General features: G+C 63.8%; 23 protein-coding genes. 15 read left to right on the top strand and 8 right to left on the bottom strand.

The genetic code is table 11. From position 1 onward, the window contains the following. Positions 1-14 precede the first annotated feature (14 nt). Positions 15-1,424 (bottom strand): NAD(P)/FAD-dependent oxidoreductase, encoded by a 1,410-nt coding sequence (locus ACBG85_RS21205; protein WP_042449247.1) that lies wholly within the window; start codon positions 1,422-1,424, stop codon positions 15-17. Between the two features lie 82 nt (positions 1,425-1,506). Between ACBG85_RS21205 and ACBG85_RS21200 the strand changes: the two genes are divergently transcribed. Then, on the top strand, positions 1,507-2,259 hold the full coding sequence (locus ACBG85_RS21200) for an SDR family oxidoreductase (protein WP_019744767.1): 753 nt from the start codon (positions 1,507-1,509) through the stop codon (positions 2,257-2,259). Continuing rightward, a complete protein-coding gene (locus ACBG85_RS21195) occupies positions 2,259-3,581 on the top strand; it encodes an NAD(P)/FAD-dependent oxidoreductase (protein ID WP_003946361.1) in 1,323 nt (440 codons plus the stop codon). The genes ACBG85_RS21200 and ACBG85_RS21195 overlap by 1 nt, the downstream gene beginning before the upstream one ends. 3 nt (positions 3,582-3,584) lie before the next feature. Here ACBG85_RS21195 and ACBG85_RS21190 read toward each other — a convergent pair whose 3' ends face one another. Further along, positions 3,585-4,088: a hypothetical protein gene (locus tag ACBG85_RS21190; RefSeq protein ID WP_019744765.1), complete on the bottom strand. Its 504-nt coding sequence runs from the start codon at positions 4,086-4,088 to the stop codon at positions 3,585-3,587. Between the two features lie 125 nt (positions 4,089-4,213). Here ACBG85_RS21190 and ACBG85_RS21185 point away from each other — a divergent pair, with 125 nt between their 5' ends. From ACBG85_RS21185 to ACBG85_RS21175, 3 genes are read left to right on the top strand one after another with little or no spacing between them, the layout of a single operon-like run. Beyond that, positions 4,214-4,684 carry a MarR family transcriptional regulator gene (locus tag ACBG85_RS21185; protein ID WP_322942198.1) on the top strand — a complete coding sequence of 157 codons (471 nt, stop codon included), beginning with the start codon at positions 4,214-4,216 and terminating at the stop codon, positions 4,682-4,684. A 37-nt stretch (positions 4,685-4,721) separates the two neighbouring features. Further along, a complete protein-coding gene (locus ACBG85_RS21180) occupies positions 4,722-5,537 on the top strand; it encodes an ABC transporter ATP-binding protein (RefSeq protein ID WP_372024705.1) in 816 nt (271 codons plus the stop codon). After that, positions 5,497-6,315: an ABC transporter permease gene (locus ACBG85_RS21175; RefSeq protein ID WP_372024702.1), complete on the top strand. Its 819-nt coding sequence runs from the start codon at positions 5,497-5,499 to the stop codon at positions 6,313-6,315. The genes ACBG85_RS21180 and ACBG85_RS21175 overlap by 41 nt, the downstream gene beginning before the upstream one ends. A gap of 26 nt (positions 6,316-6,341) precedes the next feature. Here the strand turns inward: ACBG85_RS21175 and ACBG85_RS21170 are convergent, their stop codons facing one another. Further along, the gene (locus ACBG85_RS21170; protein WP_003946341.1) at positions 6,342-6,785 is read right to left on the bottom strand and encodes a helix-turn-helix domain-containing protein; all 444 of its coding nucleotides are present in this window, start codon (positions 6,783-6,785) and stop codon (positions 6,342-6,344) included. 552 nt (positions 6,786-7,337) lie between these two features. Then, positions 7,338-7,496: a hypothetical protein gene (locus ACBG85_RS21165; RefSeq protein WP_372024699.1), complete on the bottom strand. Its 159-nt coding sequence runs from the start codon at positions 7,494-7,496 to the stop codon at positions 7,338-7,340. Between the two features lie 210 nt (positions 7,497-7,706). On the opposite strand from ACBG85_RS21165, the gene ACBG85_RS21160 reads away from it, so the two are divergent. Further along, a complete protein-coding gene (locus ACBG85_RS21160) occupies positions 7,707-8,519 on the top strand; it encodes an FAD:protein FMN transferase (RefSeq protein ID WP_007727618.1) in 813 nt (270 codons plus the stop codon). Position 8,520: 1 nt separating this feature from the next. On the opposite strand, the gene pgi is transcribed toward ACBG85_RS21160, so the two are convergent. Beyond that, positions 8,521-10,176: a glucose-6-phosphate isomerase gene (gene pgi / locus ACBG85_RS21155; protein ID WP_007727615.1), complete on the bottom strand. Its 1,656-nt coding sequence runs from the start codon at positions 10,174-10,176 to the stop codon at positions 8,521-8,523. A 92-nt stretch (positions 10,177-10,268) separates the two neighbouring features. Here pgi and ACBG85_RS21150 point away from each other — a divergent pair, with 92 nt between their 5' ends. Next, positions 10,269-11,723 carry an NAD-dependent succinate-semialdehyde dehydrogenase gene (locus tag ACBG85_RS21150; protein ID WP_007727613.1) on the top strand — a complete coding sequence of 485 codons (1,455 nt, stop codon included), beginning with the start codon at positions 10,269-10,271 and terminating at the stop codon, positions 11,721-11,723. 74 nt (positions 11,724-11,797) lie between these two features. Here ACBG85_RS21150 and ACBG85_RS21145 read toward each other — a convergent pair whose 3' ends face one another. After that, positions 11,798-12,115: a chorismate mutase gene (locus tag ACBG85_RS21145; protein WP_007727611.1), complete on the bottom strand. Its 318-nt coding sequence runs from the start codon at positions 12,113-12,115 to the stop codon at positions 11,798-11,800. A gap of 316 nt (positions 12,116-12,431) precedes the next feature. Between ACBG85_RS21145 and pcrA the strand changes: the two genes are divergently transcribed. Then, positions 12,432-14,924 (top strand): DNA helicase PcrA, encoded by a 2,493-nt coding sequence (pcrA, locus tag ACBG85_RS21140; protein WP_372024694.1) that lies wholly within the window; start codon positions 12,432-12,434, stop codon positions 14,922-14,924. A 78-nt stretch (positions 14,925-15,002) separates the two neighbouring features. On the opposite strand, the gene ACBG85_RS21135 is transcribed toward pcrA, so the two are convergent. Further along, positions 15,003-16,025 carry a M23 family metallopeptidase gene (locus ACBG85_RS21135; RefSeq protein ID WP_372024691.1) on the bottom strand — a complete coding sequence of 341 codons (1,023 nt, stop codon included), beginning with the start codon at positions 16,023-16,025 and terminating at the stop codon, positions 15,003-15,005. Positions 16,026-16,257: 232 nt separating this feature from the next. Here ACBG85_RS21135 and ACBG85_RS21130 point away from each other — a divergent pair, with 232 nt between their 5' ends. The 3 genes from ACBG85_RS21130 to sucD all read left to right on the top strand — a co-directional run bounded on the left by ACBG85_RS21130 (position 16,258) and on the right by sucD (position 20,366). Then, complete coding sequence (locus tag ACBG85_RS21130) at positions 16,258-18,099, top strand: hypothetical protein (RefSeq protein WP_283551570.1); 1,842 nt, start codon at positions 16,258-16,260, stop codon at positions 18,097-18,099. Positions 18,100-18,278: 179 nt separating this feature from the next. Next, the gene (gene sucC, locus ACBG85_RS21125; protein WP_003946426.1) at positions 18,279-19,448 is read left to right on the top strand and encodes an ADP-forming succinate--CoA ligase subunit beta; all 1,170 of its coding nucleotides are present in this window, start codon (positions 18,279-18,281) and stop codon (positions 19,446-19,448) included. Positions 19,449-19,463: 15 nt separating this feature from the next. Next, the gene (gene sucD / locus ACBG85_RS21120) at positions 19,464-20,366 is read left to right on the top strand and encodes a succinate--CoA ligase subunit alpha (RefSeq protein WP_372024687.1); all 903 of its coding nucleotides are present in this window, start codon (positions 19,464-19,466) and stop codon (positions 20,364-20,366) included. Positions 20,367-20,408: 42 nt separating this feature from the next. On the opposite strand, the gene ACBG85_RS21115 is transcribed toward sucD, so the two are convergent. Continuing rightward, positions 20,409-21,044 carry a YigZ family protein gene (locus tag ACBG85_RS21115; RefSeq protein WP_003946418.1) on the bottom strand — a complete coding sequence of 212 codons (636 nt, stop codon included), beginning with the start codon at positions 21,042-21,044 and terminating at the stop codon, positions 20,409-20,411. An 86-nt stretch (positions 21,045-21,130) separates the two neighbouring features. Here ACBG85_RS21115 and ACBG85_RS21110 point away from each other — a divergent pair, with 86 nt between their 5' ends. The 4 genes from ACBG85_RS21110 to purH all read left to right on the top strand — a co-directional run bounded on the left by ACBG85_RS21110 (position 21,131) and on the right by purH (position 26,103). Next, positions 21,131-22,171 carry a DUF5336 domain-containing protein gene (locus tag ACBG85_RS21110; protein ID WP_372024684.1) on the top strand — a complete coding sequence of 347 codons (1,041 nt, stop codon included), beginning with the start codon at positions 21,131-21,133 and terminating at the stop codon, positions 22,169-22,171. A 121-nt stretch (positions 22,172-22,292) separates the two neighbouring features. Further along, the gene (locus tag ACBG85_RS21105; RefSeq protein WP_083056998.1) at positions 22,293-23,825 is read left to right on the top strand and encodes a DUF6350 family protein; all 1,533 of its coding nucleotides are present in this window, start codon (positions 22,293-22,295) and stop codon (positions 23,823-23,825) included. A 6-nt stretch (positions 23,826-23,831) separates the two neighbouring features. Next, on the top strand, positions 23,832-24,551 hold the full coding sequence (purN, locus tag ACBG85_RS21100) for a phosphoribosylglycinamide formyltransferase (protein WP_030534875.1): 720 nt from the start codon (positions 23,832-23,834) through the stop codon (positions 24,549-24,551). Next, complete coding sequence (purH, locus tag ACBG85_RS21095) at positions 24,544-26,103, top strand: bifunctional phosphoribosylaminoimidazolecarboxamide formyltransferase/IMP cyclohydrolase (protein WP_003946407.1); 1,560 nt, start codon at positions 24,544-24,546, stop codon at positions 26,101-26,103. The genes purN and purH overlap by 8 nt, the downstream gene beginning before the upstream one ends. The last annotated feature ends 10 nt before the right edge of the window (positions 26,104-26,113 follow it).

Raw genomic sequence — 26,113 nt, 5'->3', positions numbered from 1 at the left:
ACTTCGGGAGCGCGTCAGCGGCGAGCCTCCAGCAATCGAAGCCAGACTTCACTGACCGTCGGATACGAGGGCACCGCATGCCAGAGAGTTTCCAGTGGTACGGCGCCGACGACCGCGATTGTCGCCGCATGCACCAGCTCGGATACTTCGGGCCCGGCGAAGGTAGCGCCGAGGATCACGTCGGTGGCCTTGTCGATCACCAACTTCGCGCGCCCCGAGTAGTCGTCGCGCAGCAGCGAAGATCCCGCGACGGCGAGTTCGATCTCCACGACTTCGACGTCGTAGCCGTCGTCGCGAGCTTTCTTCTCGGTGCGTCCCACCCAGGCGATTTCGGGTGAGGTGAACACCACCTGGGGGACCTGTCCGTTGTCCGCCGACGCCGTGTACCGAGGTCCCCTGAGTCCGCGGCTCTCGGCCCGCGCGGCGATGACGTCTCCGCAGACTCTCGCCTGATACTTGCCCATGTGGGTGAGGGGAGAACGACCGTTGATGTCGCCGACGGCGTAGAGCCACTCACCTTGGGCACAGAGGTGATCGTCAGTGGTGACGTACTTGCCGTCCTCGAGGCCGATGACGGACAAGCCGAGATCGGCAGATGTCGGCCCGCGGCCCGCCGCGACGATGACCTCGTCGACTTCGATCACGCCGGACGATGTCTCGATGCTGACGGGTCCACCGTGGATGTGACCTTCGCCGGTGTCCTTGGCATCGGGGCGTGAGACCGAGTTGACGGCAGTGCTCAGTCGAACGTCCACACCGCGGGCGCCGAGTGCTTCGGCCACCATCGTTCCGGCAAACGGTTCTGCTGATTTCAACAGAGCATCGCCCCTCACGAGCAACGTCACGTGAGCGCCGAACGACGACAACCACGTTGCGCACTCAGTTGCGACCACTCCGCCGCCGATGACCGCCACTCGCGACGGAACCTCGTGCAGGTTGGTGGCGTCGCGCGAGGTCCACGGGAGTGCCTCGCGCAATCCCGGTGTCTTCGGGACGGTGGCGGTCGTTCCCGTGGCGAGTACGACGGCCTGGCGGGCACGGAGCTTACGGGTCCCGTCGACGGTCACTGCTCGCTCGCCGTCGATGACCCCGTGGCCTTTGATCACGGTGATGCCCGCGGAGGTTGCCCAGTCGACCTGGGACGAATCGTCGTGGTTGTGGGTGAACGAGTCGCGCCGTTTCAGAATGGCATCGACGTCCAGCGGTCCGGCCGGGATCCCGGGCAAGGCGTCGGCCGCCTCGAGGACCTGCCCCGGGCGCAGTAGTGCCTTGCTGGGCATACAGGCCCAATACGAGCATTCACCACCGACCAGTTCGTGTTCCACGATTGCGGCGGTGCGATTACTTCCGGCGATGGCGTATGCGGCGGCGTTCTCGCCGGCGGGCCCACCGCCGATCACGATGACATCGAATTCGTCGGTCATTGCTCCACGGTATGCCGGATCGGTCCGAGTTCGCTCGGTTACTGCCGGGTACGAGAGCTCGATGGTGGCTACAGTTGCACCCATGACGCGGCAGAAGATTTTGATCACCGGTGCCAGTTCGGGTCTGGGGGAGGAGATGGCCAGGAGATTCGCCGCGGCCGGTCGCGACCTCGCGCTGTGTGCCCGGCGGACGGATCGTCTCGACACGCTGCGAGGGGAGTTGGTGGCGCAGTACCCGTCGATCAGCGTCGCAGTGCGCGAACTCGATGTGACCGAACACGATTCCGTCGTCCGGGTTTTCGGTGAGCTGCGCGACGAGTTGGGTGGCCTGGACCGGGTGATCGTGAACGCCGGGCTCGGCAAGGGCGCCAAGATCGGAACCGGAAAAGCGCACGCGAATCTTGCAACAGCGCAGACGAATTTTGTCGGCGCGCTGTCGCAGTGTGAAGCTGCGCTCGAGATCTTCCGCGCGCAGGACGCCGGACACCTGGTTCTCGTGTCCTCGATAAGCGCGGATCGGGGGCTACCCGGGCCAAAAGCGGCCTATTCGGCAAGCAAGGCCGGGGTAGCGGCTCTGGGTGAGGCGCTCAGTATCGAGTTGGCGCGCACACCTATTCGGGTCACCACCCTGCTGCCGGGCTTCATCAAGACCGACATGTCCGCCGGCGCCGGCGACGACGCAGCGCTCATGGCCAGTCTGGACGAAGGCGTCAGTGCCATGGTCGACGCCATCGAGAAGGAAACCACACGAGCGGCGCTACCAGGCCTGAAGTGGCAAGGGATAGATGCGGCCCTACGATTCCTGCCCAACTCCGTGACAGCGAGGTTTGTCTGATGAGCATCCACATCTCGAACGGTAAGCCCCGCGTAGTGATCGTCGGTGGCGGCTTCGGTGGACTGTACGCAGCGAGACGGCTCAAGAAGGCCGACGTCGAGGTGGTTCTGATCGACCGAGGGACCAGCCACGTCTTCCAGCCCCTGCTATACCAGTGCGCCACGGGTCTGCTCTCCGAAGGGCAGATCGCAAGTCCGCTGCGACATCTGCTCGAGGACAACAAGAACACGAACGTCGTTCTGGGCGAGGCCAAGTCGGTGGACGCCGACGCCGGGATACTGACTGCCAGTCGCTTCGACGGGTCGACCTTCGAATTGCCGTACGACTACCTGATCGTGGCGGCTGGAATGCGCCAGTCGTACCACGGCCAGGACGAGTTCATCAAATGGGCGCCTGGCATGAAAACCCTCGACGACGCTTTGGCGATCAGGCGCAGTCTCATTGCTGCGTTCGAGATGGCCGAATCGCTCCCGACGGCGGAAGAACGTCGGCCGTGGCTGACCTTCGCCGTGGCGGGCGGTGGACCCACCGGCGTCGAATTAGCCGGGCAGATCCGCGAATTGGCAATGCACGCGCTGACCAACGAGTTCCGGTCCATAGACCCGGACGAGGCAAGGGTGCTGCTCTTCCACGGCGACGATCGGGTGCTCCCTTCGTTCAGTCGCAAGCTCTCGGCCGCCGCCAAACGTACTCTCGACGGGATCGGCGTCGAGACGCACCTCGGAGTACACGTTACCGACGTGTGCGAGACCAGCATCGAGACGACGGACAAGAAGACAAAAGAGAAGCGGCAGTACGAGACCCGCACGATTTTGTGGACCGCGGGCGTCGAAGCGGTGCCGTTCGCCGAGGCACTGGCCACGGCGCTGGGTGTGAAGCAGGTCGGCGGTGGCCGCATCGAGGTGGAAGCCGATCTGACCGTTCCCGGCCACCCGAACGTCTACGTGGTGGGCGACCTCATGTCCCGGGACAAACTTGCCGGGGTGGCCGAGGTTGCGATGCAGGGTGGTCGGCACGCCGGTGCCCGGATCGCGGCAACCGTCGAAAACGGCGTGCCCAGCCGAAAACCATTCAAGTACCGCGATCTTGGAACCGCGGCCTACATTTCGCGACGCCACGCGTTGCTTCAGGCAGGGCCGGTCCAGTTGTCCGGGTTCATCGGGTGGGTGTCCTGGGGAATCATCCACATCGCATTCCTCGCCGGTTTCCGCAACCGCGCCAGCACGGTGCTCAACTGGGGCGCAACCTTGGCGTCGAAAACGCGTCGGGAACGGGCAATCACGTACGGCGACCCCGAAACCGCTCGGCAGCCGTACAACTGAGGGCTACTCGGTCTTGAACACAGGGTTGCCGGCGGCGTCGATCATCCACCACAGGCTGCCGACGCTCTGTCCGAGCATGTCGCCGGGAACCTTGTCGTCGAGGTACCGATAGACGGGCTTGCCGTTGACGGTGATCTGGAAAGATCCTTCAGGCCCGTCGACAGTGTCGATGACGGCGTCGATTCCTTCGACGATCGGCGAATCCGTGACCGAGGTGACCGCCGGCCAGTAACGCAGGCACGCTTCGTCGCACGACCCGGCTTGTGAGTTCTCCTCGTCCGGGTTGTAGACGTAGACGGTCATGCCTTCGCCGTCGACGGCGATCGTCCCGAGTGGGGAGTCGGCGGTCTTCAGCAGGGGTGCATCAGCGGCGGCGGGTGGCGACAGCGACGTCGCAATGGCAGTGACGTTGTCTGCGCTGTCCCCGGAATCGAGGGCGTCGGGCGAGCAACCGGTGAGGATCAGGGCGCTACTCGCAACTGTCGCGAACAACCACTGTCTGCGCATGACGTCTCCGTTCTGGGCGGGAGTGCTCGGGACAAGCAATCGGGGATACCCGTTGCGGACGAGCTGAAAACGCCGGGCGTCCGGATTCCTCGACAATAGCTCTGTTACAGAGCTATTGTGAGGTTGTGGATGGAAGCGGAGCAGATCTTGCGGATGACGTCCTGGAGACGCTCGGACAATTGCGCCGGGGCACGAGGAAGGCGTCGGGGCGGCCGTTTGCGGAACGACCGCTCGCCGGCGCCCAGATCGAACTCGTCAGGCTGCTACGACGCAACCCGGGTCTGTCGGTGGCCGAGGCTGCCGGGCGATTGGGTGTCGCGGCAAACACGGTGTCCACCTTGGTGCGGCAGCTCGTCGACGCGGGAGTGATCGAACGGGTTGCCGACGAGGCTGATCGACGCGTCGCGCGATTGGTGCTCGCGGACGAGGCGCGCGCCCGCGTCGAGGTGTGGCGTGATCGCCGGAGTGTGATTGTCGGTCAGGCATTGTCGACTCTGACCGCAGAGGACAGGGCAAGTATCGAGGCTGCTGTACCGGCCCTGTCTCGATTGGCGAGCGCTCTGGCAGCAGCCGGATCGGAAGGCGGGGGGCAGTGAGATGCTGACGCAGTGGTGGAGGAGCCGAGCAGTACACATGCCTGACCCTGACGCACCCGCGGTCGAGATCGACTCGGTCACATACAAGTTCGGCGGTCATCGGGCGGTGGACAACCTGAGTCTGGTCGTCAACGCGGGGGAATGCTTCGGCCTGCTCGGTCCCAACGGCGCAGGAAAGACGACGACGATCAGGTTGCTCAACACGTTACTTCCTCTGCAAGAGGGTGACATTCGAATTCTCGGTCGCTCCGTTCGCAGCGAAGCGATGACCATTCGGCGCTACCTCGGGTACGTGCCACAACAGCTCTCGATCGAAAGCGCATTGACCGCACGCGAGAACGTGACCTGGTTCGCGCGACTGTACGACGTTCCGCGGTCCGAACGACGCGAGCGCGTCGACCAGGCGCTCGAGATGGTGGATCTGCTCGATTCAGGTGAGCGTCTCGCGTCGGGTTTCTCCGGCGGTATGGTGCGACGGCTCGAACTTGCGCAGGCACTGGTGAACCGACCGTCGCTGCTGGTGCTCGACGAACCGACGGTGGGGTTGGATCCCATTGCCCGCGAATCCGTCTGGCAGCGAGTGGCGGAGATGCAGAAGCAGTACGGCATGACTGTGCTGCTCACGACGCACTACATGGAAGAAGCCGAGGAGTTGTGTGATCGTGTTGCGTTGATGCATCACGGTGCACTTCGTGCAGTGGGCGAGCCGAGCGCGTTGGCCGCCGAACTGGGGCCGGAGGCCACTCTCGAAGACGTGTTCCGTCACTACACCGGCGACGACCTCACCGGCGGCAAGTCAGGAGGTCTCCGCGATGTCCGCACTGCCCGTCGCACAGCGCGCCGCTTGGGCTGATCCCACTACCAACGGTTTTGCTCGATTGCTCTCGAGAATTCACACATTCTGCCTCGTGGAGGTTCAGAAGTTGCGGCACGACCGATCTGAATTGGTCACGCGCGCAATCCAGCCGATCCTCTGGTCGGTGATCTTCGGTCAGACGTTCAGTCATATCCGAGCGATCCCGACTGGCGACGTACCGTATCTCGACTTTCTCGCGCCGGGCATCATTGCGCAGTCCGCGCTTTTTGTTGCGATCTTCTACGGAATCCAGATCATCTGGGAGCGTGACGCGGGAGTCCTCACCAAACTCATGGTGACGCCGACGCCACGAGCCGCGCTGGTCACCGGAAAGGCATTTGCAGCCGGTATCCGTGCGGTCGCCCAGGCCGTGGTCGTAGTCGTTGTAGCGGCGCTGCTGGGCGTGAGCATGACGTGGAACCCGATCAAGCTGCTCGGCGTCGTGGCTGTCGTTGTCCTCGGCTCGGCGTTCTTCGCCTGTCTGTCGGTTGCGATCGCGGGGATCGTGCTCAAACGAGATCGATTGATGGGCATCGGCCAGGCGATCACCATGCCGTTGTTCTTCGCGTCCAACGCTCTGTACCCGGTCGAACTCATGCCGACGTGGGTTCAGTGGCTCAGTCGCATCAATCCGCTGAGCTACGAGGTGTCAGCGCTGCGCGGTCTGCTGATCGGAATGCCGACCGACTACCTCGTCGACTTCGGCGTGCTGATCGGGGCCGCGCTGCTCGGAATCATCACAGCTTCGGCACTATTGGGCCGCTTGACTAGCTGATCTGACTCGCTGATCTTCGCTCCGGACTAGTCGCGAGTGAACGGTGGGGTGTAGGTGCTGCAATCCGGAGGGACGGCCGGGAGTCCTTCGGACGAGCGAAGTTTCTCCGCAATCGATGAGAGCAAGTCCTGCGATTCAGGGGAGAGATCGACCGCTTTTATGGCCAGAGAACGTAATTCGCTGTCGTGGAACTCCTCGACAACCGAACGGTCTTCTTCCGGAATCAGTTCGGGATCTTGGCGAGGTGTCGGGCCGAAGAAGTACTCTGCTGCCACGCCGAAGTAATCGGCCAATGCCAAAACGACTTGCTCCGATGGATTCGTGCGCACACCGCTCCGGAGTTGCGAGAGGTACGGTGTCGAAATCTTGCATCCACGTTGCGAAAGGGCTTCCACAACTTGTGCGTTGGTGAGTCTCGGTGCTGTGGCCGGGTACAAGGCGTTCAAACGGTCCTTGAATGAATCGGTCACAATTCCTCCCTCGAGCGTGACCCAGCGTCACAGCTACTTCGCAGTTTTCACATAGTAGACGACACGGTTATTCTGGACTCTGGTCGAAAGTCCTTTCACCTGCGGATATTTGGCGCAGAGAAATTCCAAAGACTTTGTAAAGTATGTGATTTTCGCCGCGTACTGACCGTTCGTTTTGCCAAGGTGTACGGCGGTAGCGTATAAGCCGAACGGTGGTGGTTACGCCATTGTGCTGCAGGTTCTTTCAGCCGGTCCTATCCATTTTGTGTCGATGCATTCCTGCTCGGTCTGTAACGTGCGAAGCGCTGCCGCCGGGCACCGGGCGTCGTCGTGCCGGCGGTTGGCGCGCCGCGTGTTCGGGACTTCTTCTCGGTGCTCTGCTCGACGCTCGCGCGCAGTGGTGGGCCCGTATTTTGCTGCACTCGAGAGTGAGCGCTCAGGTGTGTCCACCTGCGAAAGTGACGCGCATTGAAAGCGGCCGATTGGTATGTCATCGACGTTGGAACACAGTGCTTCTCGTCGGTCCCCATTTTTCATGCGGTGACATAAGGTTCATGCGGTGACATCAGCGCCGCCCGGGCTTGTTGCTGCGGCGGACCGGGCTCGAAGCGCAGCCGGTCGGCCGGACATGTCGAGCGTCGACTCTGCGTCTTTCGGATCGGAATTGCCCGCTGCGCCAGTAGTAGTCGACGTCGTCGCAGTCAGGTGCATGTCAGAACCATGTGGAGGATTACACGTCTTGCACACGGAGGGCGACAGTCCAGGCGGCAATTCTGTCGCACAGATCTACCATCCAGTCCCCGCCGTGCGCTGCTCAACCTGCGGCATGTGTGCCTCGGCCTCGGAAGCGCTTTATGGCACGGGGGTTGCTGACCGGCGCATACTGGTTACAACACAGTGTGTTCGAAGGGCAGGACTGACATGGTCAGTGTCGAGAAGTGGGCGATGTGGGATTCCGCCGTGGAGGTGGACGTCACCGAGGGCGCTGCGCTGCCTACTGCGCACGCGTTGATCGCAGCTGCCATCGACGAAACCGAAGCGGTCTGCGACCTTCGCCGGGGAGACGCCGAGATTCACGCCGTCAACCTCGCTCAGGGAACTCCGGTCAAAGTGACACGACGTATGTCGGCTCTGCTGCGGTCGGCGCTGTGGGCTGCCCGTATGACCGGCGGTGCAGTCAATCCGCTTGCCGACAACTACTCCGAGGACGAATCCATCCCTCCGGTGCACCCGACCCCGACGTTCGAGGACGTACAGCTCGACGGAGACGTGGTGTACGCGCCCTGGGGTGCGTCGTTCGACATCACCGGAGTTGCCAAGGCCGACACCGTCGATCGCGCCGCGCAGATCGTCGCCGCCGAATTACAATGCGGCGTTGCTGTGCGGATCGGCGACGTGATCGCCACGGCCGGCCATGCACCGGCTGGTGGCTGGCAGATTCCGGTGCCGGACAGCGAAGAAGTCGAACTGATCAACGGAACCGCGATGGCGACGGCGCGGGCGCTGGAGCTGCCCTCCTGGGAGCCGAACCAGGAGCGGCCCTCCACGGAATGGGCACAGGTCTCGGTGATTGCTGACGACGCGGTGTGGGCGTACGCCGCGAGCGAAGCTGCGTTGATCCGGGGGATAAGCGCCATCAAATGGGTTGAACAGCAAGAGCTTCGGGCTCGGCTCGTCGACCGATCCGGACGCGTGTACACAACGGAAAGTTGGTTCGGCCCGGCGGCCGCGTGAGTCAGGCCCGTCCGCGCTCTCTGCGGTACCACTGCACCAGAGCATCTGTGGATGTGTCGCCGAGGTCGCCGGGTGCTGCTTCGGAAGAGAGCGCAGGCCCCAGTTCCATGGCTTGTGTCTTGCCGAGTTCGACGCCCCACTGATCGAACGGATTGACACCCCAGACAGCACCTTCGACAAATACCTGGTGCTCGTAAAGTGCGATCAGCTGACCGACGACCGAGGGGGTCAGCTCCTTCGCCAAGATAGTGCTCGACGGTCGGTTGCCTGGCATCACCTTGTGTGGCACCAGCTCCGGAGCAGTGCCCTCTGACGCGATTTCTTCGGCAGTCTTCCCGAACGCGAGAACCTTTGTCTGAGCGAAGAAGTTACTCATGAGCAGATCGTGCATTGATCCCGTGCCGTCCGCAGTAGGCAGATCGTCGGTGGATTCCGCGAACCCGATGAAATCGGCAGGCACCAGCCAGGTGCCCTGATGCAGGAGTTGGTAGAAGGCGTGTTGGCCGTTGGTTCCGGGCTCGCCCCAGAAGATCTCACCGGTGGACGTGGTCACCGGTGAGCCGTCGGCGCGAACCGATTTGCCGTTGGACTCCATGGTCAGCTGCTGCAGGTAGGCGGGAAAGCGCAGCAAGTCGTTGGAGTAGGGCAGAACTGCGCGGGACTGTGCGCCGAAGAAGTTGGAGTACCAGAGCCCGATGAGGCCGAGGAGGACCGGCGCGTTCTGCTCGAGCGGTTGGTTTCGGAAGTGCGTGTCGATCTGGTGGAAACCGTCGAGGAACTCCGCAAAGCGAACGGGTCCGACGGCACACATGACCGACAAGCCGATCGCCGAGTCGACGGAGTAGCGCCCGCCGACCCAATCCCAGAACCCGAACATGTTCGCGGTGTCGATGCCGAACTCCGCCACGCGGTCACCGTGGGTGGAGACTGCGACGAAATGCTTGGCTACGGCCGAGACGTCTTCGCTGCCCAGACCGGCGAACAGCCAACGCTTTGCCGCTGTCGCGTTGGTGAGGGTCTCGAGGGTGGAGAACGTCTTGGATGCGACGATGAAGAGCGTCGTCTCCGGATCGAGGTCGTCGAGCTGTCCGACCAGATCGACAGGGTCGATGTTGGAGACGAACCGGACGCTGATTCCGGCGTCGGCGTAATGCCGTAATGCGCGGTAGACCATCACCGGCCCGAGGTCGGAACCGCCGATGCCGATGTTGACGATGGTGCGGATGCGCTTGCCGGTAGCTCCGGTCCACTCGCCGCTGCGCACACGATCGGCAAAAGCGCCCATCGCGTCCAGAACTTCGTGAACGTCGGCGACGACGTCTTGACCGTCGACGGTCAGCGCAGAATCCTTGGGCAGACGCAGCGCTGTGTGTAGTACGGCGCGGTCTTCGGAAGTGTTGATGTGATCGCCCGCGAACATCGCGTCGCGTCGTGCCTCGACGCCGGCCTCGCGGGCCAGGTCGACGAGCAGCGCGAGAGTCTCGCGGCTGACGCGATGCTTGCTGTAGTCGATGTGAAGATCACCGGCGTCGATCGTCAGCTCTCGCCCGCGGGCTGGATCGTCCTGGAAGAGTTCTCGCAGGTGAACGCCTTCGATGTCGGCGTAATGAGCGCGCAGTTTCTGCCAGGCTGAGGTTCCGGTGATGTCAGTGCTCACGATCATCGACTTTAGTGGCACAAGCTGGAAACTTCCGCGTGAGTCTCGCTCGCGGGCAGACGGACGCGGCTCCGACGAGCATCATGGAACCCATGGACACATTCGAATTCATTCGATCAGTTCCCACCCAGTTGTTCGTCGGCGGTCGGTTCGTGCCCGCGGAGAACAACGCGACCTTCCCGGTGGCGGATCCGGCGACCGGGAAATCGTTGACCGATGTCGCCGATGCGAGCCCCGCGGACGCGCTGCGCGCTCTCGACGAAGCCGTCGCCGTCTCGTCGAAGTGGGCGAGCACACCTGCGCGCGAGCGTGGTGAAATCCTGCGAGCCGTTTTCGAGAAGATCACCGAGCGAGCCGAGGACGTGGCGCTGCTGATGACCCTCGAAATGGGCAAGGCACTCGCCGAAAGTCGCGCCGAGGTGAAGTACGGGGCGGAGTTCTTCCGGTGGTTCAGCGAGGAGGCCGTTCGCATCGGCGGGCGCTACACGCCGGCGCCGGCGGGCAACGGCCGGATCCTTGTCACCAAGGCGCCGGTCGGACCGTGTCTGGCCATCACTCCCTGGAATTTCCCGTTGGCGATGGGTACCCGCAAGATCGGCCCGGCGTTGGCCGCCGGCTGCACGATCATCGTCAAGCCCGCCTCGGAGACCCCGTTGACGATGTTGTTGCTTGCTCAGCTCATGGCCGAAGCCGGGTTGCCCGACGGAGTCCTCTCGGTGTTGCCGACATCGAAATCCGGTGAAGTGACCGGCCCTCTCATCGACGACCCTCGACTGCGCAAGCTCACCTTCACCGGGTCCACCGGCGTCGGCAAGATGCTGGTGGAGAAGTCCGCGAAGCGATTGCTCCGCACGTCGATGGAATTGGGTGGCAACGCACCCTTCGTGGTGTTCGACGACGCGGACGTCGACAAGGCAGTCGAGGGCGCGGTACTGGCGAAGCTTCGCAACGGAGGCGAAGCATGCACCGCCGCCAACCGGTTCCACGTCGCCAACGCCGTGCGTGAAGAGTTCACGACCAAGCTGACCGAGAAGATGGCGACTTTCACGATGGGACCCGGTACCGACCCGGAGACGAAGCTCGGCCCGCTGATCAACCAGAACCAACTCGACACGGTCGCGGAGTTGGTTGCAGATGCGGTGGATGCCGGGGCGAAGGTGCGACTGGGCGGCGAAGCGCCGGGTGGTGAAGGGTACTTCTATCCAGCCACGGTGTTGGCAGACGTTCCGGCCAGCGCGCGGATTCTGAAAGAAGAGGTGTTCGGACCCGTCGCCGCGATCACCGGCTTCGACACCGAAGCCGAGGGAATCGCAGCCGCCAACGACACCGAGTTCGGACTGGCCGCGTACATCTTCACAAGGGATCTCGACCGTGCGCTTCGGGTTTCCGATGCACTGGAATCAGGAATGATCGGCGTCAACCGCGGAGTGATCTCGGACGCGGCAGCGCCGTTCGGTGGCGTGAAGGAATCCGGATTCGGCCGCGAGGGCGGGACCGAGGGGATCGAGGAATACCTGAACACGAAGTACATCGCGCTCGAGAGCTGATACACACGCGAACGGCCACATCGGGACTGCCAGAGGCATCCGATGTGGCCGTTCGCAAGTGAACAGGTCGTGCGCTAGTGGCCCAGGCGTCCGCGGCCCAGGCGCAGGAGCAGCATCGCGAGGGTGTGGCCTTCCTGGCCCAGCTCGTTGAATCGTTCGAGGACCTTCATCTCGCGGCTGTGCACCAGACGCGGACCACCCGATGCCATCCGGGTACGGCCGATGATCTGGGAGACCTCGGAGCGACGTTTGATGGCCGCGAGGATCTCGGCGTCGAGACGGTCGATTTCTTTCCGTAGTTCGTCGATCTCCGCCTCACTCTGGGGGATCTCGACGTCTGTCGGAGCAGTATTTACAGTATTTCCATGGGGGGCTGCAGCCTGGGTGCTCATTGCTATTCGTCTCCTCTTCCTACTGCGTGGATCGTGGTCTCGGCTCGGGTCGTTACCGATCCAGGCACACTGACGAAAATGCCCCGGATCCGATTCGGACCAGGGGCGGGTGAGCTGTTCAGATCACGTGCACCGAGGTCCGGGGCACGTAAAGTAACGCCACAGCGGGCCGACGGGGTCGGCCGTGTTGTCGCGAACGGAAATGCTGAACATAGCGTCCAGTTTGCCATGCTCGACACAGGTAATCCAAGTGCCTCTACCAGCAGGTGGACGCACTGACGACCGTGTCGGTGGACGCCGGTAGCGTGGACAGGCGATGAACACGTACCCAGCACTCGGTGAGCACGACGGACATTCCCAGCACGACGGGGGCGGCGCGCGGGGACACGACGCGGGTTCGGACGCCCTCCTCGAGGGTCTCAACCCGCAACAGCGCGAGGCCGTGGTCCATGCCGGTTCGCCGTTGCTGATAGTCGCGGGCGCCGGCTCGGGCAAGACTGCAGTGCTGACGCGTCGCATCGCCTATCTGTTGGCCGAACGGGGTGTCACCCCCGGTCAGATCCTGGCCATCACGTTCACCAACAAGGCTGCGGCCGAGATGCGCGAGCGTGTGGCAGCTCTTGTCGGACCGCGTGCCAACGCCATGTGGGTATCGACGTTCCACTCCAGTTGCGTGCGGATCCTGCGAGCACAGGCGGCGCTCCTGCCCGGTTTGAACTCGAATTTCTCGATCTACGATTCCGACGATTCGCGTCGACTGCTGACGATGATCTCGAAGGACCTCGAGCTCGACACCAAACGATTCTCCGCGCGCCTTCTCGCCACTCACATCTCCAACCTGAAGAACGAACTCGTCGGACCGGAAGAGGCGGTTGTCGCAGCCGATCAGGATCCGGCCGAACTTCCGCGACTGATCGCCAAGGTCTACGGCCACTACCAAGAGCGGCTGCGTGCGGCGAACGCACTCGACTTCGACGATCTCATCGGTGAGACCGTCGCGCTTCTTCAGGCGTTTCCACAGATCGCCGAGTACTACCGCCGCCGCTTCCGTCACGTGCTCGTCGACGAGTACCAGGACACCAACCACGCGCAATACATGCTTGTGCGTGAACTGGTCGGTGGAGCCGGCGAGTCCGACCACGCCGTTGCCCCGGCCGAACTGTGCGTCGTCGGTGACGCCGATCAGTCGATCTACGCGTTCCGCGGAGCCACTATCCGCAACATCGAAGAGTTCGAACGCGACTACCCGGATGCTCGGACCATCCTTCTCGAACAGAACTACCGTTCGACGCAGAACATTCTGTCTGCGGCCAACTCCGTGATTTCCAAGAACACCGGCCGACGAGAAAAGCGTCTGTGGACCGATTCGGGTGAAGGCGAACTGATCGTCGGCTACGTTGCAGACAACGAGCACGACGAAGCATCGTTTGTCGCCTCGGAGATCGATCGGCTGGTGGACCAGGGCGAGACCAAGTTCGCCGACATCGCGGTGTTCTACCGGACCAACAACTCCTCGCGCGCGCTCGAGGAGATCTTCATTCGACTCGGAGTGCCGTACAAGGTGGTCGGCGGCGTTCGCTTCTACGAGCGCAAGGAAGTTCGGGACATCGTCGCGTATCTGCGCGTCCTCGCCAACGAGGACGACACCGTGAGCCTGCGACGCATTCTCAACACGCCCCGACGCGGTATCGGTGATCGAGCCGAAGCCTGCGTCGCCGTGCACTCCGAGCATCGCAACATCAGCTTCGCCGCCGCTCTCCGTGACGGCGCGGAAGGCAAAGTGGCGCTGCTCAATACGCGGTCACAGAAGGCCATCGCGTCGTTCCTCGAGATGATGGACGGGCTGCGGGCCCTGCTACCGACAGCGGCCGCCGACGAGGACGAACCGTTCGAGCTCGGTGACATCGGTGAGGTTGCCGAGGCGGTGCTCGAGCGCACCGGCTACCGCGCCGAGCTTGCGGCGAGCAGCGATCCGCAGGATGGCGCGCGACTCGACAACTTGAACGAACTCGTCAGCGTGGCAAGGGAATTCAGTTCCGACGCGCGAAACGCGGCCGGGCTGATCGATCCGGACGACGAGGAAACCGCAGCAATGCGTGAAGGTGAACCCGATCCGGGTTCGCTTGCCGCCTTCCTCGAACGGGTATCGCTTGTCGCCGACGCCGATCAACTGCCGGACTCCGACGACGGCGTCGTGACCATGATGACGCTTCACACCGCCAAGGGCCTCGAGTTCCCGGTCGTCTTCGTCACCGGTTGGGAGGACGGGCAGTTCCCGCACATGCGCGCCCTCGGCGATCCGGCGGAGCTGTCCGAAGAGCGTCGACTTGCTTACGTCGGCATCACCCGTGCCAGGCAGCGCCTGTACCTGACGCGCGCGATCATGCGTTCGGCGTGGGGGCAACCGATCCAGAACCCGGCGTCGCGGTTCATCCAGGAGATCCCGGAGGACCTGATCAACTGGCGCCGTGAGGATCCGGGCACCGGTGGCGGATTCGGAAGCGGCAGGCCGGGTTACGGCAGCGGAAGCCGCTACGGCAGCCAGGGCGGCCAGGGATACGGCGGCGGGCAGAACTACGGGGGAGGGTCCGGCAAGGCCGCGTCGACTCCCAGTTTCGGGGCCGCGCGTGGCCGCAACAACGTTCTGGTCCTCGCCACGGGTGACCGCGTCAGTCACGACAAGTACGGTCTGGGCACCGTGTTGGAAACCAAGGGCACTGGCCCCACCGCGACGGTGACCATCGACTTCGGTAGCGCGGGCAAGGTGCGGTTGATGCTCATCGGCGGTGTGCCGATGGTCAAGCTGTAGAAGACAGGCAAAAACTTCCGGCCCGTACCTGGAAAGGTGCGGGCCGGAAGTTTTTCATCAGAAGCGTTGGGCTTGCGATCAGTCCTGCTCGACGCCGAGGCTGATGCCGCGTGAGGCGAGCCAGGGGAGGGGATCGATCTTGTTCTCGCCGGCGAGATGAACCTCGAAGTGAAGGTGCGGGCCGGTGGAGAAGCCGCGGTTGCCGACAGTGGCGATCTGGTCGCCGGCCATGACCTGCTGACCAACCGTGACGGTGGACGTGTCGATGTGGCCGTAGACGGTGATCGTTCCGTCTGCGTGCTGTAGGCGTACCCACATGCCGAACCCGGAAGCCGGACCTGAATCGATGACCTTGCCGTCGGCGACGGCGACGATGGGCGTCCCGATCGGGGCGGCGATGTCGACGCCGGCGTGCAGGGTGCCCCAGCGGGTGCCGAAGTTGGACGTGAACGTGCCCACTGCCGGCAGGGCGAACAGCGGGCGACGGGCAGCGGCTTCGCGTGCTGCGCGCTCGTCACTGAAACGCTGGCCCTTGGCAAGCAGGTTGCTGAACTGGGAGAGGTCGGTCGGCGCTGCGACGTTGAGGACCTGCGGAGCGTCGGCCTCGGTGGTGGCTGCCGTGGAGGTGGCCGGAGCGAACTGAGCGGCCTGCGGTTCTGCGGTGGTACCGATCGCGGAGGACTCGTTGGCGAGTGCAACTTCCGAGTGGTCGGCGGCAGAAGAGGAACCGTCGTTGACAACTGCCTGGCCCGCGGCGACAACCGCGCCGGCTGCAACTGCCAGAACGGCGGCGCGGCCCTTGAGAGCGGAGGGAGGGGTGGGGAGTCGGTGAGCACCGCTGCGGCGAACCGGAGATTCGACATCGACTGTCGGTGCGGAGGAGGCGTAAGTGGGGGTGCTGATCACGTCGGACTCGACGAACTCGTGAGAGTCGGAATCTGACGACGTGGAGGATGAATTTCGAGTGAACATATCGGTAGAGATCTCAGAACTTTTGGTCTCGGTGTAACGCCTGGCCGAGTGCGTTGGATAAGTGGTCGTGACCTCGTCTGGAGCTGAGTTCGAGAACCTACTAGCGGTGAACTGGCTGCGGTGATGCATATGCCGGTTCTCTCCTCGAGTTCGTGATCAGCCCGTGACTTAGACCGACTGACGGTAACGAAATGATTGCGATGGGCGCAAGCCGTAGCGGAAACCTGTCCGATTATGTGACGTGCCTCACAGCTTGACCTGGGAATATGTCGATCCGGGCAAAACGGACGAATCATCTCGTTTCGTGATCACGCGTGTCACAACCGGATCACCGGTCCATTCAGGCACTACCGTCGATCGAGTGTCCACAACACCTGGAACTACGTCGCAGGCGCGTTTCGACGACCCCGGAGTGAAGTCCGGGGCGCCACTCGCGGCGGTAATCGGACTGCTCGGTGCCGTCGGAGTGGCAGCCAGTCCCGTCGTCGGAGTCGGGAGTGGCCGCGGGGTCGACACGACGGGGGCTCTTGCTTCCGCCGCTCTCTTCGCTGCCGTCTGCACGATCGTCGTGCCGCTGGTTGCGGTGCTCACCTCGGGGCGCAGGCCCGCCTTCGCAGGTGGACTCCTGGCAGGTATCGGCGCGGTGTCCCTCGGCGCGGCGATCCTCGACGTTCAGTTGTTCGTAGACGCAATCGATGCAAACCGCTTGGACCTTTTCCGTCCGATTTCGGCGGGTTCGATCGATGCGGGTCCGGGCGCTTATCTCGCGCTCGCGGGCCACGGACTTCTTGTGGTGTCCGGTGTCCTCGGCTTCATGGTCGTCCATCGTGAATCGGAGCGGGACGGATACGGCAGCGCTCGCGCCGCGGAATTCGACGGGCGATCGGTTGGCGGGCGGATCGGTGGGTGGCCGACAGCGCTGCTGATTCTGGCCGCGGTGGTGTTCGTGCTCTCCCTGTTCGGTCCTTCCTTCAGTTCGCAGGATCCGATCTTTCTGGTCAAACCGCTCGTCGACTCGGCGGCGGCTACCGCCGTCGGTACGGGATTGGTCGGCGTCGCGGTACTCGTTGCGGTCGCGGCGGCATTGACGTCCATCTCGCGACCGGTGGGCTGCGGCGCCCTGATCGGTGTCGGTCTCGGCGCACTCGCAGTCAGTGGAACCAGGGTGATGGCTGGGTTCGCGGCCGGCGATCGGATCGGCGTCGGTTCGGGATCGGTGGTCGGGGCACTGGCCGCCGTGGTCATCGCCGTGATCGGAGTTTCAGCTCCCTACCTCGCTTCCAGGCGTGAAACAGATGCGATTCCCGCTGAAAGTGTGGTTCGCGCACCCGCGAAGACGACAAAGGGTGCGCTGAAAGCGGCGATGGTGGCTCAGTCCCGGGCGGCGCAAGCGCGGGTGAACAGACTTCACCGCGTTGCCGGTATCGGCGCAGTTGTCACCGCAGCAGTGGCAGCCCTGGGGGTGGCACTTCCGGTCCTGTCGTTGCCGGAGAACATCCCCGAACCGTCCATGCTTTCGTCTCGAGTTGTCTTGCTCGCGGCTGCTGTACTGCTGGTCGCCGGTCTGGGCTTGTTCGCCCCGGGCCGCGCCGCGGTGGTGCGGCCGGCCGTCGGGGTGTTGTGGACCACGGTCGTGATGGGAGTCGCCGCTGTCATGCAGTCGGCTGTCATCGCCACGGACGTACCGGGCGTCGGGTTGGGGGCCGGTGCCTTCGTGCTCTGCGGCGCGGCTTTCCTCGCTGCGGCGACGGGACTGCTCGTCTGGCTGGCGGGAAGCGCCGAGCGTGAGGATGTCGACACGTCGGTAGGTGGCGGTTCGCGAGGGCTGGTGCTTCTCGTCGGTGGGATCGGCGCCGTCGCTGTCCTGATCGGAACCGCGCTTCCCCTCTATCAGGGCGACGCCTATACGGCGGCCTCAGTTCTGGAGTGGCCGTGGGGAATTGACGTCTGGGGTCAACTGCTCGTCGGCGTCACCGTCGTGATCGCCGCTGTGATCGCAGCGTCCGCGCGGCCGTCGCGGGGCGCGGCATTGCTGATCGGATCTGCCGTGGCAGCTCTGGTGTATGTGGGTGAGTGGCCACTCACGTCATCGCGCATATCGGACGCAACCGTGGGGGTGGGTGCGATCACAGCGGCCACGGGCATAGTGTTGCTTCTCGTTGCAGCGTTCTCGAGCGCAAGAATCAGTGAGACTGATGCTTGACAAATTCGGTGTGGCCACCTTGCCGAATCGGTGAGGCGTGCCTCATCGGGCAATTGCGCGTGACTTGGGCCACATAGCATCAATGCGGGCGCAAACCGAACGCGGCAACTGGTTAAAGTCCAGAACAGACCCGCTCCTACCCCTCGAGCGGGTGACAACGCAGACGAGACGGTGAGCAGATGGATCTCTTCGAATACCAGGCGAAGGAACTCTTCGCCAAGCACGGAGTGCCGACTTCGGCTGGACGTGTTACAGACACAGTCGCCGGCGCACGCGAGATTGCCGAAGAAATCGGTAAGCCCGTGATGGTGAAGGCACAGGTCAAGGTAGGCGGCCGCGGCAAGGCCGGTGGCGTCAAGTACTCGCCCGACGTGGATGCCGCAGTGGCAAACGCCGAGGCAATCCTGGGCCTGGACATCAAGGGCCATGTCGTCAAGAAGCTGCTGGTCGCAGAGGCAAGTGACATTGCCGAGGAGTACTACATCTCCTTCCTGCTCGACCGCACCAACCGCACCTACCTGGCCATGTGCTCGGTAGAGGGTGGCGTCGAGATCGAGGTCACCGCCGAGGAGAACCCCGACGCTCTCGCCAAGATCCCCGTCGACGCAGTCAAGGGCGTCGACCTCGCGTTCGCGCGCAGCATCGCCGAGGCAGGAAAGCTGCCCGCAGAGGTGCTCGACGCAGCGGCCGTGACGATCCAGAAGCTGTGGGAGGTCTTCATCGGCGAAGACGCACTCCTCGTCGAGGTCAACCCCCTCGTTCGTACGCCTGACGATCAGATCCTCGCCCTCGACGGCAAGGTCACCCTCGACGAGAACGCAGCGTTCCGTCAGCCCGGCCACGAGGCATTCGAGGATCGCGACGCTACCGATCCCCTCGAGCTCAAGGCCAAGGAAAACGACCTCAACTACGTCAAGCTCGACGGTGAGGTCGGAATCATCGGCAACGGCGCAGGCCTGGTCATGTCCACGCTGGACGTCGTCGCATACGCCGGCGAGAACCACGGTGGCGTCAAGCCCGCCAACTTCCTCGACATCGGCGGCGGAGCTTCCGCTGCAGTCATGGCTGCCGGCCTGGATGTCATCCTCAACGATGCACAGGTCAAGAGCGTGTTCGTCAACGTCTTCGGCGGCATCACCGCGTGTGACGCAGTTGCCAACGGCATCGTCGGCGCACTGAAGACCCTGGGTGACGAGGCCAACAAGCCGCTCGTCGTTCGCCTGGACGGAAACAACGTCGAAGAGGGTCGTCGCATCCTCGCCGAGGCCAACCACCCGCTGGTCACGGTCGTCGCAACCATGGACGAGGCCGCCGACAAGGCCGCCGAACTCGCTCACGCAGCGAAGTAAGGGACTCACAGAACAATGGCAATCTTCCTCACCAAGGATTCAAAGGTCATCGTCCAGGGCATCACCGGCGGCGAGGGCACCAAGCACACCGCTCTGATGCTCAAGGCCGGCACCCAGGTCGTCGGCGGCGTCAACGCTCGCAAGGCCGGCACCGCGGTCTCGCACGTTGCAGCTGACGGTTCCCCTGTCGAGCTCCCCGTCTTCGCGACGGTCGAAGAGGCAATCAAGGAGACCGGCGCAGACGTCTCCATCGCATTCGTTCCCCCGGCCTTCTCGAAGGACGCCATCGTAGAGGCCATCGACGCGGAGATCCCGCTCCTCGTGGTCATCACCGAGGGCATCCCGGTTCAGGACTCCGCTTACGCTTGGGCGTACAACGAGTCCAAGGGCAAGAAGACCCGCATCATCGGACCGAACTGCCCCGGCATCATCACCCCGGGTGAGGCCCTCGTCGGCATCACGCCCGCCAACATTGCAGGCACCGGCCCCATCGGCCTGGTCTCCAAGTCGGGCACCCTGACCTACCAGATGATGTACGAACTCCGTGACTTCGGCTTCTCCACCGCCATCGGCATCGGCGGCGACCCGGTCATCGGAACCACCCACATCGACGCCATCGAGGCGTTCGAGAAGGATCCCGAGACCAAGGTCATCGTGATGATCGGTGAAATCGGTGGCGACGCGGAAGAGCGTGCAGCCGATTACATCAAGGCCAACGTCACCAAGCCGGTCGTCGGCTACGTGGCAGGCTTCACCGCTCCCGAAGGCAAGACCATGGGCCACGCCGGTGCCATCGTCTCCGGTTCCTCGGGAACTGCTCAGGCAAAGCAGGAAGCTCTCGAAGCTGCAGGCGTGAAGGTCGGCAAGACGCCGTCCGCTACCGCTGCTCTCGCTCGCGAGATTCTTCAGTCCCTGTAAGGGGCTTCGCCCCCGTGCGTGGTTAGGGAGTCTCCGGACTCCTTAACCACGCACAGTGGTATCGACCCACATCGACCCGGCAGGTTCCAACTGCCCGGCACCGGATGTGATGGATGCGACGATCGAGTCGAGATCGTCGGCGTCACCGGCGGCGAGCGTCATCACCGCCTTCGATCCATACGTAGTTCCAAGCACCGAGACGCCCCGCGCTCTCAGCTCCGCTTCCACCCGACCGGCCTCTGAGTGCCGGATCGCCAAAGTGCGCAGGACCTTTCTCTCCCTGGCCACAAGCTCGGCCGAATCGAGAGCCACCGAGACCGCTCCCGAATACGCGCGGACCAATCCACCGGCGCCGAGCTTGATTCCGCCGAAATAGCGCGTGACGACAACAATCACATCGACCAGATCTCGAGACTTGAGAACCTGAAGCATCGGCACCCCGGCAGTGCCGCCCGGTTCACCGTCGTCGTGTGCACGTTCGACGCGTGAGTTCGCCTCGTATCCGATCACGAAAGCCGAACAATGATGGCGCGCATCGGGATACAGCGATTTCTGCTCCGCGACGAACTCCGTGGCGGCTTCGGCGTCGTCTACCCGGTGAAGCGCGGCGATGAATCGTGAGTGCTTCACCTCGGTTTCGACGACGTGGTCGGCGCCGGGCGCGAGGGTGAAGGGCATCTGCCCATTGTCTCCTGTCGGTGTTAGCGTGCGAAGTCGAGACACATACGCTGGTAACCATCGAAGACCGTCTACGAGGAGAAGTCATGACGTTCACGCCGCAAGGGCCCAGCTTCGGGCCACCGAATCAGCCGGCAGCGGGCGGTGGAACCAAGAATCTCGGATTCATCCTGCTCATCGCCGTCGCGGCACTCGGCCTGATCAATTTCCTGTTCGGTTTTGCGCCCTTCACGTCGATCAGTGGAAGCAGCAGCGGCATCGGTAGCGGCCTGGATACCAGTTCGAGTTTCTTCGAATCGAGCATCTACGGCCTCGGATTCGTTTTCGCCGGCGGTGTGGTCGCAGGCGTCTCGCTGCTCCCGAAGCAGTCGTATGCAGGCATTGCCGCAGCGCTCACCCTCACGGGTTTCTTCGCTTTGGTGTTCGCCGCGTTCTCCGTCGGTACCAGCGACTACGTCGACATCAGCCTCGGTTGGGGCCTGATCATCGTGCTGATCCTCTCGTTCGTGCAGACCGTCGTCGCAGTCGCCGCGTTGTTGTTCGAGATCGGAATCCTGAAGGCGCCCGCGCCCCGACCGGTAGCTCAGCAGTACGGTCAGCAGCAGCCTTACGGCCAGGCGCCGGGGCAGGCGCCCGGTCAGCCACAGGGATACGGACAGGCTCAGTACGGCCAGCCTCAGCAGGCTCAGCAGCCGGGCCAGTACCAGCAGAATCCGCAGTACGGGCAGGCGCAGCAGCAGGGATACGGGGGAGCGCACGCCGCCCCCACAGACCCGACCGCTTCGCAGCCTTACGGCCAGACTGCGCCTCCCTACGGTCAGAACCCTGTGCAGAATCCCGGACAGACCGACTCGTCGGCCGCGACGACGTCGTCTTACTATCCGCTGACCTCTCAGCCCGCGAGTCAGCCGAACCCGAGTTACTCGTCGGATCAGTTCACCGCTCCACGCGGTTACGGCCAGCCGTACAACCAGCAGCAGACTGGCTCGACCGAGCAGCCGACGGGCTTCGAGCCGCCTACTTTCGAAGCGCCGACGCCGTCTGCGGAACCTGACCAGGGCAGCAGCGATTCCGCGGCCGAGACCAAGGTCTTCGGCTCGCAGAACCCCGACGAGCGTCAGCAGTAGTACTTCTTCGTTTCACGAACATGAATGTGGCCTCCGACCCGCTGCGGGTGGAGGCCACATTCCGTGAGCCCGACGGCGCGCCTGAGTGCGCGGCGCACTGTCGAGTGAAACCCTCGAGGGGATGAGTTCTTTGATTGATGGCACCCGGTCCCGTCCCACGTCCTCACGACCCGGACGTGGTCGTACTGGCAGCGGCCGCGTCGGCGGCGGTCGCCCGGGACCGAACCCGGACCTGGCACGCAAGTTGCTGACTGTCGCCTTCCGACCGTCGGGCCTGACGATGCTGCTGATCGCGGCTGTCGTCGTGGTCACTTTGGTATCGGCGAGCAGCGACCTGACCGGAACCTTCGGCGCCATTGCCACCACCTGGTTGGTCATCCACCAGGTGCCGGCGACTATCAGCGGCGTCCAACTCGGTGTACTGCCATTGCTTCCGACGGCCGTCATGATGTGGGTGGTTGCACGCCGATGCGCGTCGACTGCGGTGCACACCGACTCCCGTGACGACACCCTCCGCCTGGTGGGGGCGGCAGTAGCCGGGCCGTTGACTATCACGGCAATCGCTCTCGCCGTTGTCGCCGACGCCTCCGCGGCAATTCCGCTGTCGAGCCCCAACACGTTGGCCGCTTTCGGCTGGGTCGCCGGGATTCACCTGATCGCCGCGTCCGTCGGTGTTGCTGCTGCGCACTGGGATCGCGTCGTCGCCGAGATTCCGCCGTGGGCATCTGCCGCTGTTCGTCCGGCCGCGGCCGCGTCGGCAGCGCTGCTGGCTGCGGGCGCCGTGGCCGTTGTGGTGTCACTACTCGTGTCGTGGTCGACGGTCGGTGACCTACTCGCACGCGGCAACGGGTTTGTCGGAGTACTGGGATTGACGGTGTTGTCGCTGCTCTACCTGCCGAACCTCGTGGTCGGTGCAGCCGCGGTGATGACGGGATCGACGGCCGATTTCGGAAACGTCTCCATCAGCGTGTTCGGCAACATCGGTGGAGATCTGCCACCCTTGCCCCTTCTCGGAGCGGTTCCGGAAGGCGTCGCCGGCGGAATCTGGCCGGTGCTGTTGGTCGTTCCGGCTGCGGTGGGTGTGATGCTCGGCCGTGATTGCGCTCGACGCATCGCCGGGCAGGACAGTGTGCTCGCAGTGCTGACGGCAGCTGCCGGTGCCGGCGTCGTCATGGCTCTGCTTGCCCTTGCTGCGGGGGGAGACCTCGGGCAGTTCGGCACCGTCGAGGTCCTGTGGTGGGGCTTCGGTCTTCTGACTTTTGCGTGGCTGGGATTGTTCGGAACCGTCTCGGCGCTGTTCGCGATGTGGTTCTCACACCGCGGACACATGAAGGACGAGGTTGCGCCGCCGACGGCTGAACCGGCTCGAGAATCCGAGCCCGAACTTGCGATCACGGCCGCGGCCACAACGGATGGCGAGGACGACGAAAACGCCGACGAAGTGCTCGCCCAGGAATCTGCGGTGGTAGTGACCAAGGTCGTCGAAGCCGAAATTGTCGAAGAATCAGGCGAACCCGTGCAGGTAGTGACAGAGGAAACCGTCGAGATCGAAGTAGTCGACGCGGAGGTTGTCGCGGCACCCGAGGCGGACCCCACAGCCGGGGCCGAGCCGGAGACCGACCTGCCCTCGAAGCCGCAGGAGTCCAGCGACTAGGCTGTCATGCGGCCGATACTCCGGCCGCATCATCTTCCAGTTCTCAGGAGTAGTGCGCTGACTGCCTCGGCCGACAATCCGCAGCCGACAATGCCCGACAGGGTCCAATTTCGCGACTCTGTCGCGCGGGTAGTCGTACTCGCTTCCGGCGCGGGAACCCTGCTGACTTCGCTGATCGACGCTTCGCATGCCGAGGGATACCCCGCCGAGATCGTTGCCGTCGGTGTAGATCGTGACTGCCTCGCCGCCGAGCACGCTGCGGATTCGAAGATCCCGTCCTTCAAGGTCTCGATCAAGACCTACGAAAATCGTGCCGCCTGGGACGAGGCGCTGACAGCAGCAGTGGCCGAGTACGAACCCGATCTCGTGGTCAGTGCAGGCTTCATGAAAATCCTCGGCCCCAGCTTTCTCGAGCGTTTCGGCGGCCGAATCATCAACACTCATCCCGCGTTGCTGCCTGCCTTTCCCGGCGCGCACGCGGTTCCCGACGCTCTGGCGTACGGCGTGAAGGTCACCGGTTCCACGGTGCATCTCGTCGACGGCGGAGTTGATACCGGGCCGATCTTGGCGCAGGAAGCTGTGCCGGTGCATGACGACGACACCGAGTCTTCGTTGCATGAACGCATCAAAATTGTGGAGCGACGGTTGTTGGCGGACGTCATCGCCGCTGTTGCTACGCGCGGAGTGGTTTCCGATGGACGAAAGGCCGTGATCCCCAGTGAGTGAACGCAAGGCTGTGCGCCGTGCACTTGTCAGCGTCTACGACAAGAGTGGTCTGATCGAGCTGGCCACGGGCCTGCACGAGGCCGGTGTCGAGTTGGTCTCGACCGGTTCGACCGCGTCGAAGATCGCCGACGCCGGAATCCCCGTGACCCCGGTCGAGGCTCTGACCGGATTCCCGGAATGCCTCGAAGGCCGTGTGAAGACGCTGCATCCGCGCGTCCACGCCGGCGTTCTCGCCGATACCCGCAAGCCGGATCACCTCGCTCAGCTCGAGGAACTCGGCATCGCGACCTTCGAATTGGTTGTCGTGAACCTGTACCCCTTCACCGAGACGGTTGCCTCGGGCGCTAGCCCGGACGAGTGTGTCGAGCAGATCGACATCGGCGGCCCGTCGATGGTGCGTGCTGCAGCCAAGAACCATCCGTCGGTTGCCGTCGTGGTCGATCCGGCTCGGTACGCCGACGTCCTGACTGCCGTTGCCGGTGGCGGATTCACCTTGCGTGAGCGCACTGTGCTTGCAGCGCAGGCTTTCCAGCACACTGCGTCGTACGACGTCGCGGTTGCGAGCTGGATGACGAGCACGATCGCCGCTGACGAGGACGGTTCGCTGTTCCCGGCCTGGGTCGGTGCGACCTGGAACCGCAGCGCTGTTCTTCGCTACGGCGAGAACCCGCACCAGGACGCTGCGCTGTACGAAAACCCGGCTGCGCCTGCAGGTTTGGCTCAGGCGGAGCAGTTGCACGGCAAGGAGATGTCGTACAACAACTACACGGACTCCGACGCAGCGTGGCGCGCAGCGTACGACTTCACTGATCCGGCCGTCGCAATCATCAAGCACGCCAACCCGTGTGGCATCGCCATCGGCACCGACATCGCCGACGCCCACCGCAAGGCGCATGCGTGCGATCCGGTCAGTGCTTTCGGTGGTGTGATCGCTGCCAACCGCGAGGTCACCGTCGAACTGGCCGAGCAGATCGCCGACATCTTCACCGAGGTCGTCATCGCGCCCTCGTACGAAGACGGAGCTGTCGAGGTTCTGCAGCGTAAGAAGAACATTCGTGTTCTGAAGGCAGCCGCTCCGACCGCTACCGGAATCGAACTGCGTCCGATCTCCGGCGGTACGTTGCTCCAGCAGCGCGACGTTTTGGACGCCGACGGCGACAACCCGGCCAACTGGACCCTCGCCAACGGTGAGGCTGCCGATGCCGAGACTCTCGCTGACCTCGAATTTGCTTGGCGCGCCAGCCGTTCGGTGAAGTCCAACGCGATCCTGCTGGCTTCCGGCGGTGCCTCTGTCGGCGTCGGCATGGGCCAGGTCAACCGCGTCGACGCAGCGCATCTGGCTGTTCAGCGAGCCGGTGACCGCGTCGTAGGTTCGGTTGCAGCTTCGGACGCGTTCTTCCCGTTCCCTGACGGTCTGCAGGTGCTGCTCAACGCCGGCGTCAAGGCTGTTGTGCAGCCGGGTGGTTCGGTTCGCGACAACGAAGTGATTGCCGCAGCCAAGGAAGCCGGTGTCACTCTCTATCTGACCGGTGCGCGCCACTTCGCGCACTGACCCCTGCGTC

It is taken from the genome of Rhodococcus sp. NyZ502, from assembly GCF_041464245.1.
Lineage (GTDB): Bacteria > Actinomycetota > Actinomycetes > Mycobacteriales > Mycobacteriaceae > Rhodococcus_F > Rhodococcus_F qingshengii.
This window is presented reverse-complemented; position numbering and strand designations above follow the sequence as displayed.

Excerpts from the sequence above, each read along its gene's own strand:
- ACBG85_RS21205 (WP_042449247.1), bottom strand. The coding sequence starts at position 1,424 with ATGACCGACGAATTCGATGTCATCGTGATCGGCGGTGGGCCCGCCGGC.
- ACBG85_RS21200 (WP_019744767.1), top strand. The coding sequence starts at position 1,507 with ATGACGCGGCAGAAGATTTTGATCACCGGTGCCAGTTCGGGTCTGGGG.
- ACBG85_RS21195 (WP_003946361.1), top strand. The coding sequence starts at position 2,259 with ATGAGCATCCACATCTCGAACGGTAAGCCCCGCGTAGTGATCGTCGGT.
- ACBG85_RS21190 (WP_019744765.1), bottom strand. The coding sequence starts at position 4,088 with ATGCGCAGACAGTGGTTGTTCGCGACAGTTGCGAGTAGCGCCCTGATC.
- ACBG85_RS21180 (WP_372024705.1), top strand. The coding sequence starts at position 4,722 with ATGCCTGACCCTGACGCACCCGCGGTCGAGATCGACTCGGTCACATAC.
- ACBG85_RS21175 (WP_372024702.1), top strand. The coding sequence starts at position 5,497 with ATGTCCGCACTGCCCGTCGCACAGCGCGCCGCTTGGGCTGATCCCACT.
- ACBG85_RS21165 (WP_372024699.1), bottom strand. The coding sequence starts at position 7,496 with ATGCACCTGACTGCGACGACGTCGACTACTACTGGCGCAGCGGGCAAT.
- ACBG85_RS21160 (WP_007727618.1), top strand. The coding sequence starts at position 7,707 with ATGGTCAGTGTCGAGAAGTGGGCGATGTGGGATTCCGCCGTGGAGGTG.
- ACBG85_RS21150 (WP_007727613.1), top strand. The coding sequence starts at position 10,269 with ATGGACACATTCGAATTCATTCGATCAGTTCCCACCCAGTTGTTCGTC.
- ACBG85_RS21145 (WP_007727611.1), bottom strand. The coding sequence starts at position 12,115 with ATGAGCACCCAGGCTGCAGCCCCCCATGGAAATACTGTAAATACTGCT.
- pcrA (WP_372024694.1), top strand. The coding sequence starts at position 12,432 with ATGAACACGTACCCAGCACTCGGTGAGCACGACGGACATTCCCAGCAC.
- ACBG85_RS21135 (WP_372024691.1), bottom strand. The coding sequence starts at position 16,025 with ATGCATCACCGCAGCCAGTTCACCGCTAGTAGGTTCTCGAACTCAGCT.
- sucC (WP_003946426.1), top strand. The coding sequence starts at position 18,279 with ATGGATCTCTTCGAATACCAGGCGAAGGAACTCTTCGCCAAGCACGGA.
- sucD (WP_372024687.1), top strand. The coding sequence starts at position 19,464 with ATGGCAATCTTCCTCACCAAGGATTCAAAGGTCATCGTCCAGGGCATC.
- ACBG85_RS21115 (WP_003946418.1), bottom strand. The coding sequence starts at position 21,044 with ATGCCCTTCACCCTCGCGCCCGGCGCCGACCACGTCGTCGAAACCGAG.
- ACBG85_RS21110 (WP_372024684.1), top strand. The coding sequence starts at position 21,131 with ATGACGTTCACGCCGCAAGGGCCCAGCTTCGGGCCACCGAATCAGCCG.
- ACBG85_RS21105 (WP_083056998.1), top strand. The coding sequence starts at position 22,293 with ATGAGTTCTTTGATTGATGGCACCCGGTCCCGTCCCACGTCCTCACGA.
- purN (WP_030534875.1), top strand. The coding sequence starts at position 23,832 with ATGCGGCCGATACTCCGGCCGCATCATCTTCCAGTTCTCAGGAGTAGT.